Source organism: Rhodoferax sp. GW822-FHT04A08 (assembly GCF_058801025.1).
Map to the genome: position 1 here is coordinate 1 of NZ_JBXAMW010000033.1, position 22,012 is coordinate 22,012.

Sequence of the window (22,012 nt, forward strand, 5' to 3'; positions counted from 1 at the left end):
CTAAATAGTCGGGCGGCTTCTCAACAATACTGTCTTGATCACGTACCAAGACACGGCTCGGCGATTCCATCATCCCCTAAAATCCAGGTGGAAGAATATGGTTCTCGCAGGTTTCAGGCACGCACACCGCCACGCCATCTTTGTAGCTCTCTCCAGAGCACTCCAGGGCGCAATCTCAATGCATTTGCGGCGTCGAACACGAATCAATAAAACCTAGCTCTCGGGGCTTCCGTTGCACCAGAGGTCGGCTGTCTTTCCATAAATATCAACTCTACTGACAAATGCCGCAAGAGAGTTCTTGTCCACACAGGCTGCTTTGAATGCAGAAATAACTGCGGCGGCTGTCTGCATTCCCAAAACCGGATACCGTGCACCGTAAAACTGCGCATTCAGCAAAGCAGCAACTGCATGCATGCCGGTGTTGTCGGCTGCGCCGAATTTATTCGGGTTCTTGGTGCTGGGCCCAACATCCTGCAACTTTACATTGGAGTCAGTGTAAAAAGGTACACCAAATACGTCGTTGAATTTCGCAGTTCTGGGATAGTTGATGTAGAGCGTGGGTGAAGAGGTCCAAAGCGCGACTCCGTTGTTATTCCACCAGAACCCAGGGCTGCAGCCGCAGGGGTTGACCGTGCCAGTGCGAGAAAGATTACCCGAAGCCAGTTCAGAGCCTGTGCACGTTCCCCAGCCAGCTACTGCCGAACGCCCTGGCAACGTAAGTAGAACGGCGGTACCAGCGGTTCCGAGCCGACGTCGTCCCTGATTGACTTTTAATGTCGGCAAGACTTCAACATCATCTGTTGAAGCATTTTCTTGTTGATTGATCATATATACGTCCCTAACAGTTATCCGAGGAGGTCAACGTGATTCTTGCAGGCCAACGCCGCGACATATCCGAAAATCACAGATTAATATTGCCGATCTGCAAACAAAGCAAAATTTAGGCCACCAAATTAAATGGCCGGTTTTACCTAACAAAATCATTGAGCTAGCATGATGTGGCGACGAAGGGGCGGTACAACACATTGTAAGTTCGACGGGCGATTGTCAACTTTTTCGACAACCAAAGGCTCCAGGTAGTGCATGCCTGAATCAAGGACTAGTTGCGGAAGCGGGATCGGGCCGAAAAAATTGCTCAAATGGTCTGGCGATCAGGTGGCAAGCCTATAGAACTGGTAGGCTGCGGACCTGGTTTGGCCGCCGGGACAGTTCATCTGCCCTTGGAAAAAGGCCGCGTAATCGCAGAGCTGGGCGCGACACAATTCAGGAGCGATGTCACGTCATTCTCATTTGCCCGCGCTTAGCGCGAAAAACCAAATTGAAAGCCGCTATGGGCAAATCCGAGGTCACAATGTTCGATCGCACTGGTCTTACCGGAAAGCACCATTCCTGATCCATCAGATGTGCAGCTACACTGACCTTCTGCGCATTGCGCTCACTGCGTTTATAAGTCACAACAGATGAGAATGGATCCGGCAAGTGCTCACCTGCTATTGCAGTCCGAGTGCGCGTCGTAGACAGCGTGCTGCATGACGACTTTGCCCATTGGTACAAAGATTTCCCGTCGAACAAGGCTACGACTACTCAGGTTGCATGATCCACCCCACCAAATCGAGCGCTCTCCCGATTCGGCGCAGGCCTTGCGAAAAGAGAACGGGCGACTACACGCGAAGGGCGCGTACTTAAAAGAATTGCAAGCCTTGATCTGATCGAAGAGACCAGTTGCGCCGATAAGGCGCGTCTAATTGCTGGATTGAGGCAGCAATATAGATTGGCGGACCTACTGCAGGTAGCAGGCTTGGCTCGCGGTAAATTTTATTACCGACGGCGAACTCGTCAACATTCGGCAGTTGGGTTGAGACAGATTTCTATCGTAGTGCGCGCACGTTCCCCCAAGCTGTGTAGTAGCGACGGGAGCATACAGTTGTGGCCAAGCATGCACCGACTTTTAATGACGCTACCTCATGTACCGGCTTACTGTGGGGTAGTTCGCGCAGGCAACCGTACGCAAGGCTGGCATCCGGTGATGACCATCAATACTGGCCCAAGCTTTGCCATCTCACCAGAACTTCAGAGGACGGCTAATAAAGACTACGTGCCAATTCGTGACTTGCCTTCCACTGTACGAGAAGTCGCACCATCAATCACACGCAGATTGGGTTTGGACACTTGGGCAACATGGTTTCTTGAGGCGAGTGTCGGGGGCGTTAAATGTGACGGCATTGCGCGTAGCTGATTTTCTTCCCCCAGATTGAATACGGCAACTGTCTCCACCAAACTTTGAGCTTGGCTCTTCATGCTGCTGGCGGCGGCGGCCATTTCCTCGACCATGGCAGCATTTTGCTGGGTGGACTGGTCCATCTGGGTAACGGCTTCGCCGACTTGTGAGACCCCTGAAGATTGCTCACTGCTGGCCGCGCTTATCTCAGCCATGATGTCGGTGACGTGACGAATGGAATTCACCACTTCCGTCATGGTGACACCAGCCTTGTCAACCAGGGCCGAGCCTTGATCGACCTGCTCCACACTGGCCGAGATCAGCTCCTTGATTTCCTTGGCTGCGGCAGCCGAACGTCCTGCCAGGCTGCGTACTTCGCTAGCAACCACGGCAAATCCCCGTCCCTGCTCTCCCGCCCTAGCGGCTTCAACGGCTGCGTTCAAGGCCAGAATATTAGTCTGAAACGCAATGCCGTCGATCACGCTAATGATTTCAGAAATCTTGCGCGAGCTGTCGTTTATGTCTTGCATAGTGGTGACCACTTCGGCCACCGCGTTCCCGCCTTGTTCCGCAATCTTGCTGGCTTTCATCGCCAATTGGTTGGCCAGTTTGGCATTCTCAGCATTCTGATGCACAGTTGAGCCCAATTCCTCCATGGAGGCCGCCGTCTGTTCAAGCGCACTGGCTTGGCTTTCGGTTCTACTCGACAGGTCGCTGTTGCCTTGGGCAATTTGAATGCTGGCCGTGGAGACAGTTTCCGCGCCGCGGCGTACATCGGCCACGATCACGGCCAGTTTGGTCCGCATTGCCGCCAGGGCCTCCAGTAAATGGCCAGGCTCGTCATTGGAGCCCGGTGGGATGTGAATGCCTAAATTACCATCAGCGATGGCAGTCGTGGCATCCACGGCCTGCCGTATCGGCCCCGTGATGGAACGGGTTGTCCACCAGGCCAGGAAGACCCCCAACAGGATGGACGCAGCCGTACCCATGGATACCAGCAACAAGCTTGTATCGGCTTGTTGCTGAATTTCTGTGAGATTCTGGCTAACTCCCTGATCTAAGAGCTCCATCAACTGCGTCAGAATACCTTCATAGTTTTTGTAAGCTAAGGCCAAGTCTGCATCAACTTGCACGGTTACATCCTGCCCGGATTCTTTCAGCTTGACGAGTTCCGCCCGTTTAGTTCGGTATATGTTTCTTGCGGAAATTGCTTGGTTATACAGCTCTTTCTCCTTGCCGTCGTGCATGGAGGTACCAGCTTCATCCATGCGTTTGCTCTGGATTTCCACCAAGGCACGGATGTCCTTGTTCAAACGGGCAACGTATTCCGGGTTGCTTGATTTCAATGTGGCCTCGGTACGAAGCCAATTCGCCTGGACGTCAGCAAGCCAGCGCTGCACCAGATCCTGCCGCTTGAGTTCTGTAGTTGAGATGTTTTCGTTGTTCTTCTTCAGCGCCACGATGCTCGTTATTCCCAACATGGCGATGAAAACCGTGATTAGCAACAGAATGCCAAAAGCCGCCCCCAATCGAACACCCAATTTCAAATTCAAGATGCGCATTGCTCCTCCTTATGGACGCTTAGCTATTGGTTTGCAGTAGAAGTGCCGCCGTTTCGCGGCTGGAACGGACGCGTTCCAGATAATCAGCACGAACACGGCGTGCTGCGTAGTCGTTCGGATTGCTTTGCGCGAGCTGCTGCCATGCCTTTGTCCGGTTTAGCTCGGAACGCTGGACACAGTCGGCCATGTCGGCCGAATCCAGTATTTCGGCGCTGGCATCGGTCATGCGTTCATACCCGTATTGCTGCATGTAGGGAAGAGTCAGCGTTTCGATCACTTCAATCTCGCGCATGCTCAGTTGCGTCTTGAACTTGTCCTTGTTGGCAGGAATCGGGGCAAAGCAGTTGGAGGCCCACAAGTCCGACATTCTGGAAAGCTGCTGAGCTTCTGCCGAACCTGCAACATCGAGCATTTGCGGCAAGAAGTCCATACCGATGAACTGACATATCTTGCGCAAAATCTGCTCCTGATCGGTAAGAAAGTCTTCGTAGCGTATGGTCAGAACCCGCTCAGGGTGTTCCTTTGCCAGGGTCTGGCCGACGCGGTGCGCGCACCCACGCCATTGCATTCAGGGTGGAGTCGAAGTCGTGGATGATGGCACGGTTCATGGATGCCACTTGCGCGCGTGGATCGCGCACAACGTTCAGAAAAAGGAAATCGGGAAATAGGTCCATCAAATCGAGCGCAAAGTGCACACTGTCGAGCGACTTATCCATCACGATACGCGCGCCACGCTGCTCACCTGCACGCAGCAGCATTTCCCAGACGATGCGATGCACGCTGCGGGGCTGGTTGCGAATCGATCCGAAGATGTCCTCGGGAGTGAGCTCCACACCGGCCCACTTCACCATGCTAGCCGCTTGCAGCCCAACCACGTCGATCACCAGATTGAAGTAGTTGCGATCGTCCGCCAGATCGCCGTAAAGAGGCAACATGGGAATGAAATCCACAATATGCAGGGGGTATGGCGAATAGAAGTCCGGGTTGAAATTCAGCCGCAGACGCAAAGCATGGCTACCACAACGACGCAGCGGAATCATTAAAAGCGGGCGTGGTCGCGCAGTGTTGAGTGGGGAAGTACTCATAAGCAAACTCCCGAGAGATATTGATAGAAGTCGGCAATGACTCGCCCTAAGTCGGACGCGGGCATGTGGTCGATGCCTCCAGCCGCATGGCGACCGCCGCCTATGGCAATAGAGGTTCGTGCGGGCGCGTATAGCTGCACCAGTTCGTACGCTGACCACATAGGTGTCGTTGGAGCAAGTGGGCAGCACCGCGAATGACTTGCTACTGTCCGTACTCGTCAATTGGTTGGGTAGGGTGCCAGACAGAAGCCTTGTCCAGCCTGTATCCGGAAGCACGTACACGTGAGCCAAGACTGTTTGTGCAAAAGACGCAAGTGCGTTGGGCAGTTGATGGTCTTCTGCGAAGCCTTCGCGAAGGTGGCCAAATTTAGAGGAGCGGACGAAGAAGTCCCGGGGATCTTCGAAGCGATGGACCAACCGATACAGGTCCACCGAATGGATATTCAAGTCTGTTGTGGTTACTCCGTATGCGTTGTAGTACAGCATGCGTCCCAACTGGTCGCGAGCACTGCTGTTGCTCGCCGAGCAGCCACTATTCCGCGCCAGGCGAACGGCCAAAGCTGGCAACTTGTCTCGAGTGCAGACGATGTAGAAGTTCAACTGCGGATGGGCGAACCTCTTTTCTTCTGCATGGTGGTCAAAGTAGCGTACGCGCCCCCTAGACCCCAATACCTGTCGCAACCCCACTTCATTGCGGTCAAAGGAAATATCCAGGGCCGTGACGCTTAGGGCCACATTCGTGGGCAACTTTTGAAATAGGGCAATGTCGCGTTTGACGCAAGTCAGCCATTGACTGTCGCACGCTAGTGCCATGCGGAGCTGGTGCGATGCGCAGATTCCATCGGCATCTCCGTTAAACAGATCGTAGGCCTGCATGTTTGGAGGCTCGACTGACATGGCGTCGCTCAAGCTAGCACGCTCTGCTGCTGCAGATAGTCAAGTATCTGCGCTGCCGCCTCGGACACGCTACACTGGCCCGCATCCACGCGTATATGCGGTTCATCTGGTGGCTCGTAGGGTGCGGAAATTCCTGTGAACATGGGGATCAGCCCCGAACGGGCCTTGTTATACAGGCCCTTCGGATCTCTGTCTTCACAGACTTTGAGAGCGGTACTGATATGGACTTCAATAAAGCGAGCGCTACCAATGATGCAGCGGGCCATGGCCCGATCGGCAAGGCAGGGCGAAATCAGCGCGGTAAAGACGATAAGTCCTGCATCGTTCATCAGGGCGGCCACTTCGGCGACGCGGCGAATGTTTTCCTGTCGCTCCTCTGGAGTAAAGCCCAGATCGCGATTCAGGTTGTTGCGCAGATTGTCCCCATCCAAGACAAAGCTTGACAGGCCCTGATCATGCAGACGCTGCTCCATTTCGTAGGCGAGCGTGGATTTGCCTGCGCCGCTCAAGCCTGTCAGCCAGACCGTGACGGGTCGCTGGTGCAAAAGCTGTTGGCGCCGTGCAACCGTCACATGGCCCGTATGCGCAACCACCGTTTGCAAAGGGAGCGGGGTCGGCATTGCGCTATTCCGAGTCAAAGGCGATGGAGCAGGCGAAGATGGGGTGGCCATCCACAATGACCGGGGGCGCAATGCGGTGTGCTCGAATTCCCAGTCGACGCAGCAAGCGCTCGATACCAAGAGGCGAAACGGTAATGAAGCGTTTGGCGCCACGGGCCGCCGCGCATTCCATGGCGGTGCGCAGCAAATTGAGCATAATGGGCGAAGAGAACTGGTCCAGGGCCGAACCTGTTCCACCGGAGAAGTCCACAGCGGCAAAACGCGAAAGCTCCCAGACTTCCGGAGAGGATGGCGGTGGTGCTCCATGCAGGAGTTGCGGAAAAACGTCACCGAGCAGATAAGGGCGCGTAGTGGGTAACAGACGTGCCGTTCCTATGACTTCAGCTGCCTCATTCTGGGCAACCACGTAGACGGTATCTGCACGGTCGAACTGGTCATATTCCAGGGAGTCTTGGCACTGCAACTGCCAGCCCAACTTTCTGACAAATACCTTGTGGCGGTAGCGCGCCATATCGACCAACAGGTCAGGGGGCAGAGCCGTGGAGTCACCGAAAATGAATTGCATCGCAGTCCCTTGAAAGCCGTTGTTTCGATTAAAGGGGCTGGCGCCCGCATCCGAAACTACCAACTTTGGTAGGTTGTCTTCGTGATTGCAGCAGGGTAATTCGGCAGTGTGCCTCTCACAGTGTAAAGAATGAAAGCTTCATGCAAATTAGCGGCAATTTGTATATGCTACTGACCGTATAGACAGCTGAATTTCTACGCAATTGCAGGTTGAGGGAACATAATGAAAAGCTGGCAAGAGGAACTTTTCAGCACGGTGGCGGATGCTCAAGATGAGCACGAAGTGTTTCGCAAGGTAGAGGCTTCCGCTCGGGTGCTGGGGTTTACTTACTGTGCTTACGGTTTGCGTATCCCCTTGCATTTCACCAGTCCCAAGACCATTGTTTTGAACAATTACAGTCCAACTTGGCAACGCCGATATGAAGAGGAAGACTATGTGTCGGTCGACCCGACCGTATTGCACGGGCGCCGTAGCCAGACTCCGCTCGTGTGGTCCGATCAGGTGTTTGCTTCAGTCCAAAAGCTGTGGGACGAGGCGCAGTCTTTTGGATTGCGTATCGGTTGGGCGCAGTCCACGCTGGATGTAAGGGGCGGTTTCGGTATGCTGAGCCTAGCACGCTCTGGCGAACCACTGTCTAAGGCAGAACTCGCAGCTCAAGAGGTCAAAATGCGTTGGTTAGCCCACATCGCGCATCTGACCTTGTCACGCATCTTTGTGGGCCGTCAAAATGCCGAAAGCCATCCCCACCTGACCAGCCGGGAGATCGAAGTTTTGAAATGGACAGCCGACGGCAAGACTTCATCTGAAATCTCGGACATATTGGTGGTTTCCGAAAATACAGTGAATTTCCACATCAAGAACGCGGTGCTCAAGCTGAAAACCGCCAACAAAACAGCTGCAACAGTGCGTGCGGCGGTGCTAGGACTTCTGGGCTGATTTCTCAGTCTTGCTTATGCAAATGATTTCCATGGCAGACCTAAAGCGGTATATTGGGGGCCACATCACAGTAACCCTTTTAACATTTTTACCGGTATTGCCCTGACCCTCATTATGCGAGTTTCATTGGACGGATTGGTTCACTTGTCGATCGATGAGTTGCTCTCCACGCCCATGAGGCATCTTGTGTCCGGGTTGGATATGGAACACAGAATCGGCAAAGTGGACTGCGGCCAGGAAACGGATATTTCGGGCTACACGGAGTGGATCAGTACCACGATGCCAGCCATTTCCATCGGGTGGGATTGGCGCATTCAATCCATGGCCGGTCCATTGCAGTGGCAACGCGTGGGGGCGCCTCGAAGCAATGTCATGTTGATGTTTACGACGGGTGACGATGCCGGGTGGGACAAAAATCTGGAAATTCTGTCCACGGTTGTTGATGCCTTGCCATGGCGCGAAGAAATTCCACAAGCCGTCGCCAAGCGTTACGCCTGAATGGTCATCCTCCAAAAGTCCACTCTGCATTGCTACCAGACTTGACTGAGGGTAACGAAGAATACGTCCAATCATGGTCCGTGACTTGCATATGAGGAGCCAACTCTGTGAGGGCGCAAAATGAAGAAGCAAACCTTGGCCATGGCATCCGTACATTCGTTCGAGAACTAGCGTAAGCCCACCCCACGCTGCAACCATTGGGTGCACACCAGCATCACTTCCAGAGAATAATGCAACCGCTTGGGCACCTTGAGCAGTTCGGGGATCTTCGCGGCTTCGATTGTGTCTTGCATACAGGACTCTCATGTAGCGACGCTTACTGCGAAAAGCCCCCTTGCTGCCTACATCAATAGGCAGCAAGGGCGGAGACTATCGCCGTGGAATTAGGCGTTCCTAAGCCAGTCGGAACGTCGTACAGCGCATTTGCAAAACAGGCTGTGCACGTTCCGTTGCTACCGGAGGCGACATCGTTGAAATAAGTTACGTAGCTTCCAGACGCCAGCGTCGAGTAGAGCAAGCTGTGGGAATCTCCCAGTGTAGTCTTGCCCGACAATGCACGATTTGCGTTCGCCACAGTTGTCAATGCAGCCCAAATCGGAGTACTCAAGCTCGTACCACCAAAGGCATACCAATACGTTGTAGATGATGTTGCAGCGGTAAATGCAACGTAGACACCTGTGTAGGGATCCGCCACCATGGACACATCCGCTGAGGCCCTAAAGCTCGTGTCACCGGGAATGGAAGCGAACGTCTTCTGGTACGCAGGCATTGCCAGATAGCTGCTGACTCCCCCACCCGTGCCAGACCACACACTCTCTTGCCGTGATGACGTGGTGAAACTGCTCAAGGAGGTCCCACCGACTGCCGTCACGGCCGGCTCGATTGCCGGCCAGTTAACTGCGTAGCCGCTATCCCCTGTAGCGGCAAAGTACCCCATGCCCGCGGTTCCAAACAGCGCTGAGGAATACGCACTGTTCGTAACCCAAGAAGCTTCTGCCGCCGCGAAGCTCATGGAGACAGTACCCTTGCCGAACTTGTTTGCAAGCTTGATGGCGTTTCCCAGATCGTTGAGTGACGCAGAAGGCGCTTGAATGAGAACGATCCTGGCCAAAGGCGCGATAGCATGCGCCCATTGCGTATCCAGCGCAATTTCCTGTGCCCATCCAGCGTTGTAGGCTGGAGAGTTACCGGTCATATTGCCTTGGCTATTGATGCTCAGTACATAGATTTGGCAAGAATTGGTTGATGCTGCAGGCAGGGTACTTGCCGATGTGGAAAGCGAGGCCTGGGAGCACACTGGCAAGCCAAACTGCTTGCTAAAGGAAGTGAGATCCTGAACGACTTTTGGGTGGCTATAGGCATCCACTATGTAGATAGTCTGGCCCGCACCTAAATTCGCGTTTGTTGAGTTAGGTATTTGGTAGGCTGCTCGGATCTGGGCCGGTGTGTACACAATCGACGATGTAGTTGTGCTGTTGGGTGTGACGCCCCCCTGCCCGCTGCCCAGGCCGTGCTCGCGCTGAAAGCGCGAAACATCCTCATCGGTAACCCCTTTGGTTCCGAGATCCTTCAAATCCTGTGGAGTGTAAATGTTGACGGGGCTGTGCGTGAGTGATCTATTGCTGCCGTCGGCATCTTCATCGCTAGGGGTTGTTGCCAACGGCAGGCGGTGGAAACTGGGCGTGACTAGCTGGTTGCCCATGCTGACTTGAGCAGCCACCGCAACAGACGCCGTCGAGCCGCTATCCTGCGCATCTGACGTACCGCTTCCGCCACCACAGGCCGCAAGTGTTGATAAGGCCAGTGCCCATAGGCTCATGACCGTATTGCGATTTGGACGGTTTGCAGACAATACAAAGCGCATGGCGGGCCTCTTTCGGTAGTTGACTGGATTCAAACCATTGTGAACAGCTTTCTTTGGACGGGTTGACTTATGCCGGATACTTTGTTTCGCTTTGTAAAGTTCGTCGTCAAAACGTCACGCTCCGCGCTTAATCTGGCTGAACCTTGACGGCGAATCACTTAAGCGCTGGCGCCCCTTGTCCACCTGCCCAAAAGCTTCCCAGTCGGGCACATAGCAGTACAGAGTACTTGTCTGCAAGCCATCATTCACAACAACGGTACCCACCGGAAACGTATGCTACGGCATTTTCATTCAATAACCTATGATCACTATCATGGCTACATCGATGAGGATCATCGTGGCCACAGTTCTTAGCCGCGAAACCCAGTCAGTCAGCTCGGTTTTTCGAACCCCACGTTATCGTCGTGTCGGGCGACACATTCAAGGTGTGCGACGTGAGTTGCAGTTCACGACTTTCTCTTGGACGCAGCATCAGCCGATGCGGATTCTGGCTGACAGCGTTGCGGTAGTGATAGACCGTTAAGTGGGTGATTCGAATTTGGGTCATGGCAGGTGGCGAAAGCTCAAGAGGAGGGCTGCATTCCAACGAGCGCACACCAACCTTCTCGTGGACTGTGCAGCCGCCTGAGTCCCTTGCACAGTTTGGGGATCATCGAAGTCGCGGTCAAATCTTGCATCACGACATTTTCATGCACCGGCGCTTGACGCGACACAAAATGGCACTGGCGAGTTTGATCCGTAGGGACTGCCCCCCCAATGATTTCTGTGATGATGCGCGCTACGGTCTAATGGCCTGAAGGACCACTCGATTTGTTCAAGAAACTGATTCCACATGGGGCCGATGTCGACATCGCCCCAATATTTGTCGCGCGCGCGTTGCGTGGTTTTGCCGATGGCTTCGTGGCCGTGCTGTTGCCTGTCTATTTGCTGGCGATTGGATTTGGAGGCGTTGAAGTTGGCGCGATCGCTACAGCGACGCTTTTGGGATCGGCATGCGCGACCCTTGCTATCGGAGCCTGGGGCCATCGTTGGACCGGCAAGGCTCTGATGGTTGCAGCGGCCCTGCTTATGGTAGCTACCGGGTTGGGCTTTGCATCCATTCAAGCGTTTTGGCCGATGTTGCTAGTGGCATTTGTGGGCACGCTCAATCCAAGCTCTGGTGACGTGAGTATTTTTCTCCCTTTGGAGCATGCTAGGTTGGCTGCCGCGTCCGATTCCGCGGCCAGAACCGATTTGTTTGCGCGGTACGCGCTCACGGGAGCGCTGTGCGCAGCCATTGGTTCGCTGGCATCTGGAATTCCGGACCGGGTAGTGGCTGCTACTGGCGTTGAGAGGCTTCTGGCATTGCGCGGCATGTTCATGCTCTACGGAATCATCGGGCTGGCTGTCTGGCGGCTATATGGGACGCTTCCGAACACTGGCGATTCGCATGGAGAAAAGCCCGCGCCGCTTAATCAATCGCGCATTGTGGTGATCAAGTTGGCAGCGTTGTTCTCAGTGGACTCATTTGCGGGTGGATTGGTCCTCAATTCGCTGCTGTCGCTTTGGCTATTTCAACGGTTTGGGCTGTCGCTGGCCGCAACCGGAGCATACTTTTTCGGCTCGGGGCTGCTTGGCGCAATTTCTCAGCTCGCCGCGCCCCAGCTAGCCAAGCGGATCGGCTTGGTCAACACCATGGTCTTTACCCACATCCCCGCGAGTTTGTGCCTTATCGGCGCTGCATTCGCACCTTACTTTGAGCTAGCCTTGGTTTTGCTTCTGGTTCGTGCGTTGGTGTCGTCGATGGATGTACCTGCACGCAGTGCTTTCGTGATGTCGGTCGTTCAGCCCCACGAACGGGCTGCTGCTGCCAGTTTCACTGCGGTGCCGCGCAGTTTGGCTTCGGCCTTGAGTCCGGTGCTGGCAGGGTGGCTCTTCCAGTCGGGATGGGCTGCCGCTCCATTAGTGGCCTGCGGAGTGTTGAAAATCGCCTACGACTTGGCGCTGTGGCGAGCGTTCCGATTGTTCAAGCACTAACCGCTCGGTCCAATGAATGATGAGGGTTCTTGTTCACCTTGGATGACCGGAGTAGGGCGGGAAGTGGTCATACGCACCTAAGAACTGAATGACTGCCGCAGGTCGACTCCTGAGACTGAGGCACCGAATCAGCTTTGCTCGAAGGTGCCGTACAAGTTGGCTTGCCAGATTGCTGGCGAGCAGCGCCAGTGTGCCCATGGCGGTCATAGGCATCCGATATTTCGTCGCCAGCAAGCTGTCATTCGATTGGAGCTGAACCGTCGATGACTTAGTTGCGAATTGCATTGCTGTGCCCTCCGTCCGAACTTTCTGTCGATGACATTTTTCGGTGGCCACTCGTACATCGAATCGCAACTTAACCTTAGCTCCCTCGATGTCCTGAGTTACACACCGTGGCCATGTGCCATATTAGGCAGCGTCAAGGTAAAGGTGCTGCCGCATCCCACTTCGCTTTTCAGTGAAATGCGTCCGCCCAGTAGCTTGGTGAGTTCGCCAGAGAGGTACAGGCCCAGTCCGGTGCTTTCGGTTCCCTTGCCGTGCTCACCGACTTGTGTAAATGCGGAAAACAACCTTGCCTGGTCTTGTTCAGAGATGCCAACACCAGTATCCGATACGCTGATGCGGACTGCCGCGTGGCTGCCGTCAACCGCCTGGCTCAAATCCAGCGTGACTGAGCCCGTGCGTGTGTATTTAATGGCATTGTTGGCCAGATTCATCACGATCTGGAACAGCGCTCGACGGTCCGTATTGAGGTGGACTTCTGACGTCGGGACATGGACATCTAGCACAAGGCCTTTGCCAACAGCCAGCACTTGCATTGCGGCGGCAACTTCCTTCAGCAGTGCTTGGCACATCACCGGTTCGGGATTCAGTTCGATTTTGCCGGATTCGACGCGGGCGAGGTCTAGTAGATCATTGATCAGAGAGAGCAGATGTTTACCACTTGAGCAAATGATCTCGACATGCTCTTCCTGCTCCGGGTTCAAAGGCCCGGTGAGCTTCATCTGCAGTATCTCTGCAAAACCCAGTATAGCGTTTAACGGAGTGCGAAGTTCGTGGCTCATGGTAGCCATGAAATGGTCCTTTGCTCGTCGGGCGCGCTCTAGCTCAGAATTGGCGGATTCCAGTGCCAAAGTGTGCTCATGCAGGCTGTGAGTAAGTGCCGCATTCTCTATGCGCAGTTTGCGGACTGCTAGGGCACGCGTCAAAACTGGCAAGATGGCGCTGAGCTTGAATGGCTTGAGGATGTAGTCCAGTGCTCCCACGCGCATGGCTTCTACTGCCGTGGAGATGGTGCCGTTGCCGGTCATGATGACGCATACCAGTTGCGGGTCGATCTGTTGCGCCGCCTGCAGCAACGCAATGCCATCCAGCTCCGGCATCATCAGATCCGTCAACAGCAGGCTGAAGCGGCCCGTGCGCAAGGCATCCAGGGCCTGGTGGCCGCTGGTGAAACCGATGGTCCGAAACCCTTGGTCCTTCAAGGTGTCGCACAGCGCCTGCATCTGAGCACGTTCGTCATCCACAACCAGAATGTTGACATCGGAGACTTCTTGCATCATGTGTCCTTTTGCAGCCTTGGGCTACTTCGTGTTCGAGGTGCAGCACTGCACAAAGGCGTCGCGTAGTTCCCGCAACTTCGGTGGTTTGCTGAGCACAACGTCGACGTACGGAGGAAGCTCGCCACTGGACAACAGGCGACGTCCCCAGCCCGTCAGCAATATGACCGGGGTAGTGGGGGAGAGTTGCTTTACCACCTCGGCCACCTTGCGACCATCGGTGTGTGGCATGCCCAAGTCAGTAATCACCAGGGAAAACGGGCGTCCCACTTGCTGAGCCGTGCGGAAGGCGTCGATGCCCGCTTGACCACCATTGGTGGTGCTGACGTGGTGGCCGTCAGTGGCCAAAGCATCTTGCAACGACTTCAGTAGCATAGGGTCGTCGTCCACCAGCAGGATGCGCATATTTGATGGAACTACGCCAGGCGCCGGTTCCGGGCTTGGTTCGGCCATGGTCACAGGGATGGGAAACACCAATCTCATGGCCGTTCCCCGGCCGGGCGTGCTTTCAATTTCGATGTCTGCGCTGTGGCGCTCAATCACGCCATACACCATGGCCAACCCTAGGCCGGTGCCGCGTTCCCCTTTTGTGGTGAAAAAAGGCTCCAGGCAACGTTGGCGTGTATCTGCGTCCATGCCCATACCAGTATCCACAACTTCAAGATGAACCGATTGCAATGCATTGGTGTCGGTTACTAGCTTGGTGCGTAGTGTCAGCGTGCCGCCTCCAGGCATCGCATCCACTGCATTGAAAAAGAGGTTCACCAGTGCCTCGCGAATTTCACTTTCGATCCCCATGACCATAGGTAGATCGGGCGCAAGCTCCTGCTTCAATTCAATAACAACGCCGCGCTGTTGCGGCATATCACTCCAGCGTGCGCGCGTCAGGTCAGTTACGTGTTGCAGCAACACGTTCAGCTGTACCGGCGCCAGCGTGAGCTGTGATTCGCGCTGCCGATAGAACTCCCCCATGCGTGCCACAGTTTGCGCAACGTCCTCTATGGAGCGCTGCATGGTCTCCAGGTACTTGCGTGTGCGGGCGCTCAGGTTGGGCTCGTTTTGCAACAGCGACTCCGTATACAGGGCCACCGGTGAAATGGCATTGTTGATGTCATGTGCTATGCCGCTGGCCATCTGCCCGAGTGCGCCCAGACGTTCCTGCTGCATCATCGCCTGTTGTGACTGGCGCAGGTCATCGTATGCCTGCTGCAGCGTTCCATAGAGTTGCGACTGGTGTGCAGCCAGCGCCACATGCTCGCTGAGTTGGAGCAGGAATTCGCACTCGCCGCTGCTAAAGGCGTTGGGCGCATGACGTGCAGAAACCAGCACACCGAACACCCGGCTTTCCGTCAGCAATGGTGCAATGACGAGAGAGCGCAGAGCACCGCGCGCCAAACGCTGGGGAAAGGGAAACGCCACATTGAGGATGTCGGGCTCGTAAACCAATTCCCCCTGAACACAGCGTGACAAGCCATTTTCATCGATGCCCACACGAGCTTGGTTCGTCATGGCGAGCTCCTGCGCCAATGCGCCGCTGCGCACCCCCACGCTGACAACCACCAGACAGCTGTTGGAGGGCTCATACAGGCACATGCAGCAGAAATCCACGGGCAGTTGTTCCTCCAGGCTTCGCACAACTACCTGGAATATACTGGGCAGATCCTGCCGTTCGCCGATGGCACGGGTGATCTGATGCAGTAGGCTCAGCCGCCCCAGTTGGGCCTGCAGTTTCTGCTCGCTTTGTCTGCGCTCGCTAATATCCCGCACAAAGCCAGTGAAGGTAGGCGGATGCGCCGAGCCGCTGCGCGTGATGGACAATTCCACGGGAAACTCGGAGCCGTCCGAACGAAGCGCCGTAAGCTCCTGGCGCTGACCTAGCACCGGTCCTATGCCCGTGACCATGTAATGCGCCATTCCTTGGCGATGGCGTTCACGCAGTGTTGCCGGGATGAGCAGGTCTGCCATGTCGGAGCCCAGAACGGCCTGCCGCGTGTAGCCAAAAATGCGTTCAGCGGCCGCATTGAAATCCAGGATATGCCCTTGATGGTCTATCGAAATGATGCCGTCGAGTGCGGTGCTTACGACAGCCATGTTGCGCTCCTGGCTTTCCCGCAGTGCAACTTCGGTGCGTCGCCGCTCGGCAATCTCCAACTGCAATTGGTGGTTCGACTGCACCAGTTCATCGCGCGAGACGGTGGTGCCTTGCAGCTTTGCGGTCATGGCGTCAAAGGTGCGTGCCAGCTCGCCAATTTCGTCGCGCGCGGTTACACCCAGCCGATGGCCGAGATTGCCGGCGCCCACAACCGAAATGCTATCGCGCAGACTGACCAGAGGTCGAATCACGCTGCGCAAGAGAAGCAATATGGTTGCACCAATGACTAGCAGCACCACTCCGCCGGATGTCGCAACGGCTAGACTAGCACGTTGTTGGGCCTGGAGCACGGCGATACGGCTGCGCTCGGACAAGCGCAGCGCAATGGCGATCATTGCCTGCGTCTCATTGACGATTTGACCGGACAGGCGAGAATCCAATTCATCCAGCACAGTGCTGTTTTGTTTGACCAGCTGGCGCTCTTGTTGGTTGGCAACCAATTGGCCAAACAGGTCGCTGACCCCTTCCTGGGCTCGTTGCAAGGTCTGGATAGAGGCCAGTTCCTGATCGTCGCTGAACCCCTTGACGCTAGTAAGTAGCTTTAGCAGCGAGGCTTGACTCCATTGCCATTGGACGCGGGTACGCTCCTCGTGGTGCAACACATATTCCATTGTCAGATAGCGCACCGAAGTGGCTGCTTGCAGGATCTGACTTGCCGACTCGTTCTTTCCGAGTTCCTGACTGATTTGTTGCGTCGCTATCCACAGAACCATGGCGACGCTGCCAATGACAACGGCGCTCAGCAGTCCAGCGAGTCGCAGTCGCGTGGAAATTTGCATTCCAGCGTTTCCTTCCAATCAATGTGACAATGAAACTAGTGGATAACCGTTACCGAGCCAGGTTGTACCGTAAGCATGCCGTCCAGATCGATGTTGTTGAGGTAGTTGGGCATGCCACTGGGTGCAACCAGCTTGTTCTTGATCACCCAACGACTTTCATCCTCCAGTGCAAGCAACAGGCTCTGGTCAAGGGAGATGTCGAAGTGGTAGCTGGGCCACAAGGGCCTCAAACTCGTCGCTTCTATCTTCATGACATTGGCAGTAATGCGCTGGGCCAACTCTGGCATGTTCTGGCAGAACTGTGCACCGCTGATCAGTGCGCGCAAGACCTTTTTAATTGTTTCCTTGTGATCGACGGTGTATTCACGCGTACCGCTGAGGTTGTAGGTGGCGTTATAGACACCATCTGTGGAAAAGTTGGCACCGTTTGCGCCAGCCTGCTGTTTGATTACATCCACAAACGGCTCCCAGGTGGAAACCGCATCCACATCACCCTTGATCAGGGCTGCGCCGAGTTCCTCCGGCTTGAGGTCCACCAAGGTCACGTCGCTGGCTGACATTTTCTGTCGGTTCAAAAAGGCGTCTAGCACAAAGTGCCCGGAAGTTCCCAACGTAGCTCCGATTCGCTTTCCCCGTAAGCTAGCAGGCGTAGTGACGTTCCTGTCCAGTCGGCCAACTATTCCATAGTCCTTGGTCGTGCTGAAAATAGTTGCAACGATGCTAACAGGTTGCCCCCGCATTACGGAGAACACCACGGGAATATCCGCCGAAACACCCAATTGGGCCTTACCCTGTAGAGTGGCGGCCAGTGCATCTTTTCCATTGGTAAAGGGCAGAATATTGACTTGGAGTCCTTGCTGAGTGAAATAGCCGTTTTCCTGTGCTACGAAAATTGGGCAGCTGCCGGCATAGAAAGTATTGGTTGCAAGAGTCAACGACTCCATGGGTGCTGGTATTGTTGAATTCCGGGAATTCCAAAGATATCCAGCAATCACCAGCATAAGTAGTGCCAGACCCACGACCAATTGGAGAATCGATTTGCCAAACTGAGTCTTGGCGATAGTTGACGTCGTTTGATTCACCCATGCGTGCCGTACTGGCAATTTAGGTCGGAATATAAACGTAGTCAACGTTTGGACCATGAGTTGTTCACAGAGGAAAGCTATGTGTATCATGGTGAATCGACGTCATGCTGGTGTACTAGCACCGGTGCCATTCGCTCCAGAACCTCCACGCGCTTTAGGAGTCTGCGATTTTCAGAAAATATGTCGAATCGACGGAATGCCTCATGCACGCTTTCTCGCAATTCAGCATCACCTATCGGTTTGCTCAATACTTTGAACAAATCACCGCGGTTTACTGCATTGATGACAGTGCTAAAGTCGGCGTAACCAGTTAGCAGTAGTCGAATGGTATCGGGATACATCTCTTTGACGGCATGCAAGAAGTCGGTCCCTGTCATGCTAGGCATGCGCTGATCCGAGATGATGACACCGACTTCGTGTGCAGCGAGCAACTCAAACGCTTCGACAGTGCTGGAGGTCGTGAGAGTCGGCCAGCGCTCCCTGCGAAATATTCGGCGCATAGCAGCCAACACGTTAAGCTCGTCATCCACAATCAGCAGTGCAGATTCCGCAGCTGGAGGATCGACATCTGCCTGCAAAAATTCACCCTTGACGAGAAGTGCCGCAATGTCCTGCGGTGGTACCGGGCGGCTGTACAAGTAGCCCTGCGACTCCTGGCACATTTGCTTGCGCAAATATCCATGCTGCCCTTTTGTTTCAACGCCTTCGGCTATGGTCTCCAAGCCTAGGCTGGCGGCCATCGCCAGGATGCTGCGAACCAAAGCAGCGCTTCCAGTGTGTTGAGTCATATCGCGTACAAAAGACTGGTCTATTTTGATGCGATCGACCGGGTAGCGCTGCAAGTAGCTAAGTGATGAATAGCCTGTGCCAAAGTCGTCTAAAGACAGCGTGATGCCTAGGGCTTTCAACTGGTGCATCATGGAGATGGTTTGCTCGGCGCTCTCCAGAATGAGACTTTCTGTTAGTTCCAGTTCCAGAAACTCGGCGTCCAATTGTGTCTCTTCCAACGTCCTTCTAACAATTGCGATCAAGTCAGGGGAGCGAAATTGTTGCGCCGACAAATTGACTGCCATGCGCAAGGGCGCATGTCCGGCCAGTTGCCATGCCTTTGCCTGCTGGCATGCCATACGCAGAACCCAGGCTCCTACCTTGGGCATGAGTCCTGCCTCTTCCAGAAGGGGGATAAATTGTGCTGGTCCAACCAAGCCCAGCTTGGGGTTTTGCCAACGCAGCAGAGCTTCCACGCCAACGACAATGCCGGTTCTTAAATTGAGTTGCGGCTGAAAGTGCAATACAAATTCGTTTTGCTCCAACGCCCGATGCAAATCAGTGAGCATTTGAAAGCGCTGTGCCAAACCACGATCAAGGTCTGCCGAATATAGCCGGTAGCCTATTTCTTCCGTGGATTGGTCAGTGGCGGCCTGGGCACGGCGCAACAAATTGCTCCAATCATTTTCGTGCAAGGGGTAAGCCACAACGCCGATGCCCATTTGCAGATACACATCTTTGCCATCCGATTTGAAGGGAGGCGATAACACATCGCGCACTTTGCGTGCGAAGGCTTCCAGCGTCATTCCGTCTTGCAATTCTGGAGTGACGATGACGAATTCGTCAGGAGCCAGTTGAACTACCAGTCCATCTTGACCACGATGAGAGTCCAGGCGAGATGCAATTCTGCGAAGAACTTCGTCCATCGCTAGTCTGCCAAGTGCCAGCACGATCTGTTCGACGCGTCTCAATCGAATGTTGACCATCGTCAGCAGGCGACCATTTCGGTCTGCCATCGCAGCGAGATTGGGCAGCCTAACATCCAGAAGCGCTCGATTCGGGAGTCCTGTTTGGGCGTCATAGAACGCAAGGTAGTAGAGCTTGGACTCTCCAGCAAGGCGCTGTTGGTCAGCACGCATATTACCCAGTGAGAAGGAGACATCGGCTGCGACTTCATCCAACAGATCGGACACCACCGGATCGACTACATCGCGTGCGCTGCAGTACAGCATGAAGACGCCAATGAACTTGGATAACTCCTTCAGCGGCAAACCCGCCATCGATAGGAAACCTTCATCTAACATGGCTTTCTGACATGGCAGCGGACCCGTTCCGTTTACCAGATCGTTGCAGATGATGGGTACCTGCCTCTGGAGAACATATTGTGCGGTGGATTCAATTACTTCTGGTGCGTGAGGATTGCCTGGCAGGTGACCACTCTGGGCCATTTGCCGGAAATGACCAGAAGTTGGATCGACCAAACCAATCCATGCAAACTGAAATAGATTGGATTCAACGGAAATATCGCAAACGTCACGATACAAACGGTCTGGAGAATCAGCGCGAACAATGGCACGATTGACGCGACTGAGCATAGTCAGGAATCGGTTGATGCGATCTACTCTCCCCATCTCCGTTTCCATGCAAACACTCCCCATTTTGATGCTCTCAAAACCGTAGAACCCTACCGCAGTCCACAAAAATCATGCTTTAGGGGCTTGCAGGAATTCAGCCAGTCGCTTGGACAATTCCCAACGATCAATTGGCTTTACCAAGATACCGTCAGCACCGCACGATGCAATACGCTGCCTCGCGGCGACGTCGTATAGGGCCGTGACAACGACGATAGGAATAGACGTAGTCTGGGCATGGTTCTTGAGGCATCGTATTACTTCGAATCCATCCAATCCGGGCATCATCAGGTCAAGTAGAACTATGTTCGGTTGCTCCGCGATGGCCAGCTCTATTCCATTCTCTCCGTCCCGAGCAACCAATGGCATATGCCCTTCCGCACGAACCAATATTTCTAACAATCTGCAGTTGGAGGCATCGTCGTCAATAATCAGAACTTTCATAAGCATCAAATTTGTCAAATGCTCGCACTATTTAAACTGGATGCAAACAGACAAGGCTTTTGAACGATGCGCCCAGTTTGACTCTTAAAGAACAATAAGTCCACCATAGTAGCTTTAATGTAAACAGGACAGGTAGGGTAGCAAATGGCCCTGTCTTGATCGCATGAATTCACGACAGTATGCAGCGCATTTGTCCAGAACGAAAGGCAAATTGGGACCATGTTATCTTGTTCCTTTTTGTATGCCGCATCGACAATATGGCGTAATGGCAAGTACCAGCACTCGAATCGATTACAAAATTAAGTAACGACTGCAAGGCCTTCGACCATGCTATCCGTCTGCGACGGAAAGCGCCGTGCTGCGCGCAAACAGCAATGGACTAACGATATCAAGTTCAGGAAGCGCCGTCCTAAAGAGCGCTGCATAGGGAGGAACATAACTTGTTCCATCGAGGCACGAATTAAGATCCCTCACGTCAACTACAGGGACGTAGGCTAGTAGGCCTAGAGGAGCTGGGAATCCACTTTTTGGGCGCAAAAATCGTACGGAATGTGGGGGCTCTAATCAAATTTAGGACTTGTTTAACATGGACTTTAGCTAAAATAGCCATCAAGCAAAGGAGTTCACATGCAGGTTACAGCCACTGAAGCCAAAAATCGTTTCGGCGCCATATGTGCTCAAGCAAAGCATGAGCCGGTGTTTGTTGAGAAGGATGGCCGCATAGACACGGTCATCTTGTCCGCAAAGCAGTTTTCGGAAATGCAAGCAGCTCACAGTGCTGAGGCGGTTAATGAGCGCAAAGCCCAATTCGAAACGACTCACAGTGCCTGGATTGCAGAGCAAAACAAGCGATTTGAGTCGAATGGTCTTTGGTGCGATGACATGCGTGTCTGGTGATTTCTGTGCAGTTTGACGTTTACGAGAACCCCAGTCCGCGCATGCGTGAGATATATCCCTTTGTAGTGGATGTGCAAAGCAACTTGCTGGGTGCACTTGCCACACGGATGGTTGTTCCACTTGCGGTTACGACCCTTGCCAAGAAAGATCTGCCACATCGCCTGTGCCCGATGATCAACATTAAAAACGAATCGTTGATGCTGGTGCCATTTGAAGCTGCACCGCTTGACAAGCGTTTACTCAAAGAAAAGATTGCATCTGTATTGGAGCAATCGTACGAGATCATTGCCGCGATGGATTCCGTGTTGAGCGGCATTTAGAAATCGATAGCCAGTCGCCTTTTAGGTACATGGGCGACTGCTACCTAATGGCGGTCTTTGATGTCATGCCGAATTCCCGACCCGCCATCGCCACCCATTCTTTAATGTACTTTTTA

17 protein-coding genes and 1 pseudogene are annotated in these 22,012 nt (G+C 54.1%); 5 read left to right on the plus strand and 13 right to left on the minus strand.

Annotation, left to right across the window (positions count from 1 at the left end):
* Nucleotides 1–213 precede the first annotated feature (213 nt).
* The 5 genes and pseudogenes from AC1RMF_RS25905 to AC1RMF_RS25925 form a co-directional block, all read right to left on the minus strand.
* The gene (locus AC1RMF_RS25905; protein ID WP_493145378.1) at nt 214–828 is read right to left on the minus strand and encodes a hypothetical protein; all 615 of its coding nucleotides are present in this window, start codon (nt 826–828) and stop codon (nt 214–216) included.
* 1,263 nt (nt 829–2,091) lie between these two features.
* Nucleotides 2,092–3,780 (minus strand): methyl-accepting chemotaxis protein, encoded by a 1,689-nt coding sequence (locus tag AC1RMF_RS25910; protein ID WP_493145380.1) that lies wholly within the window; start codon nt 3,778–3,780, stop codon nt 2,092–2,094.
* 19 nt (nt 3,781–3,799) lie between these two features.
* Nucleotides 3,800–4,865, minus strand: a pseudogene (locus AC1RMF_RS25915) (sulfotransferase family protein).
* A gap of 905 nt (nt 4,866–5,770) precedes the next feature.
* Nucleotides 5,771–6,382, minus strand: a complete 612-nt coding sequence (cysC, locus tag AC1RMF_RS25920; protein ID WP_493145382.1) for an adenylyl-sulfate kinase — start codon at nt 6,380–6,382, stop codon at nt 5,771–5,773.
* A 4-nt stretch (nt 6,383–6,386) separates the two neighbouring features.
* Entirely contained in the window at nt 6,387–6,947 is a 561-nt protein-coding gene (locus AC1RMF_RS25925) for an acyl-homoserine-lactone synthase (RefSeq protein ID WP_493145384.1), read from the minus strand.
* 222 nt (nt 6,948–7,169) lie between these two features.
* Here AC1RMF_RS25925 and AC1RMF_RS25930 point away from each other — a divergent pair, with 222 nt between their 5' ends.
* The gene (locus AC1RMF_RS25930) at nt 7,170–7,883 is read left to right on the plus strand and encodes an autoinducer binding domain-containing protein (protein WP_493145385.1); all 714 of its coding nucleotides are present in this window, start codon (nt 7,170–7,172) and stop codon (nt 7,881–7,883) included.
* A gap of 114 nt (nt 7,884–7,997) precedes the next feature.
* A complete protein-coding gene (locus AC1RMF_RS25935) occupies nt 7,998–8,381 on the plus strand; it encodes a DUF4902 domain-containing protein (protein WP_493145387.1) in 384 nt (127 codons plus the stop codon).
* 167 nt (nt 8,382–8,548) lie between these two features.
* On the opposite strand, the gene AC1RMF_RS25940 is transcribed toward AC1RMF_RS25935, so the two are convergent.
* The 3 genes from AC1RMF_RS25940 to AC1RMF_RS25950 form a co-directional block, all read right to left on the minus strand.
* The gene (locus AC1RMF_RS25940; protein ID WP_493145389.1) at nt 8,549–8,674 is read right to left on the minus strand and encodes a hypothetical protein; all 126 of its coding nucleotides are present in this window, start codon (nt 8,672–8,674) and stop codon (nt 8,549–8,551) included.
* Nucleotides 8,675–8,727: 53 nt separating this feature from the next.
* Nucleotides 8,728–10,245, minus strand: a complete 1,518-nt coding sequence (locus AC1RMF_RS25945; protein ID WP_493145391.1) for a S53 family peptidase — start codon at nt 10,243–10,245, stop codon at nt 8,728–8,730.
* Between the two features lie 367 nt (nt 10,246–10,612).
* The gene (locus AC1RMF_RS25950) at nt 10,613–10,792 is read right to left on the minus strand and encodes a transglutaminase N-terminal domain-containing protein (RefSeq protein ID WP_493145393.1); all 180 of its coding nucleotides are present in this window, start codon (nt 10,790–10,792) and stop codon (nt 10,613–10,615) included.
* Between the two features lie 263 nt (nt 10,793–11,055).
* On the opposite strand from AC1RMF_RS25950, the gene AC1RMF_RS25955 reads away from it, so the two are divergent.
* Nucleotides 11,056–12,261 (plus strand): MFS transporter, encoded by a 1,206-nt coding sequence (locus AC1RMF_RS25955; protein ID WP_493145394.1) that lies wholly within the window; start codon nt 11,056–11,058, stop codon nt 12,259–12,261.
* 383 nt (nt 12,262–12,644) lie between these two features.
* On the opposite strand, the gene AC1RMF_RS25960 is transcribed toward AC1RMF_RS25955, so the two are convergent.
* From AC1RMF_RS25960 to AC1RMF_RS25980, 5 genes are all read right to left on the minus strand, one after another.
* The gene (locus tag AC1RMF_RS25960) at nt 12,645–13,823 is read right to left on the minus strand and encodes a sensor histidine kinase (RefSeq protein WP_493145395.1); all 1,179 of its coding nucleotides are present in this window, start codon (nt 13,821–13,823) and stop codon (nt 12,645–12,647) included.
* A 21-nt stretch (nt 13,824–13,844) separates the two neighbouring features.
* Nucleotides 13,845–16,751 (minus strand): PAS domain S-box protein, encoded by a 2,907-nt coding sequence (locus tag AC1RMF_RS25965; protein WP_493145397.1) that lies wholly within the window; start codon nt 16,749–16,751, stop codon nt 13,845–13,847.
* A gap of 35 nt (nt 16,752–16,786) precedes the next feature.
* The gene (locus AC1RMF_RS25970) at nt 16,787–17,695 is read right to left on the minus strand and encodes an ABC transporter substrate-binding protein (RefSeq protein ID WP_493145398.1); all 909 of its coding nucleotides are present in this window, start codon (nt 17,693–17,695) and stop codon (nt 16,787–16,789) included.
* A gap of 227 nt (nt 17,696–17,922) precedes the next feature.
* Nucleotides 17,923–20,247, minus strand: coding sequence for an EAL domain-containing protein (locus AC1RMF_RS25975; RefSeq protein ID WP_493145400.1), 2,325 nt, complete (start codon nt 20,245–20,247; stop codon nt 17,923–17,925).
* 60 nt (nt 20,248–20,307) lie between these two features.
* Nucleotides 20,308–20,679, minus strand: a complete 372-nt coding sequence (locus tag AC1RMF_RS25980) for a response regulator (RefSeq protein WP_342616810.1) — start codon at nt 20,677–20,679, stop codon at nt 20,308–20,310.
* 627 nt (nt 20,680–21,306) lie between these two features.
* Between AC1RMF_RS25980 and AC1RMF_RS25985 the strand changes: the two genes are divergently transcribed.
* Entirely contained in the window at nt 21,307–21,576 is a 270-nt protein-coding gene (locus AC1RMF_RS25985) for a prevent-host-death protein (RefSeq protein ID WP_493145403.1), read from the plus strand.
* Between the two features lie 5 nt (nt 21,577–21,581).
* Entirely contained in the window at nt 21,582–21,896 is a 315-nt protein-coding gene (locus AC1RMF_RS25990) for a CcdB family protein (RefSeq protein WP_493145404.1), read from the plus strand.
* The last annotated feature ends 116 nt before the right edge of the window (nt 21,897–22,012 follow it).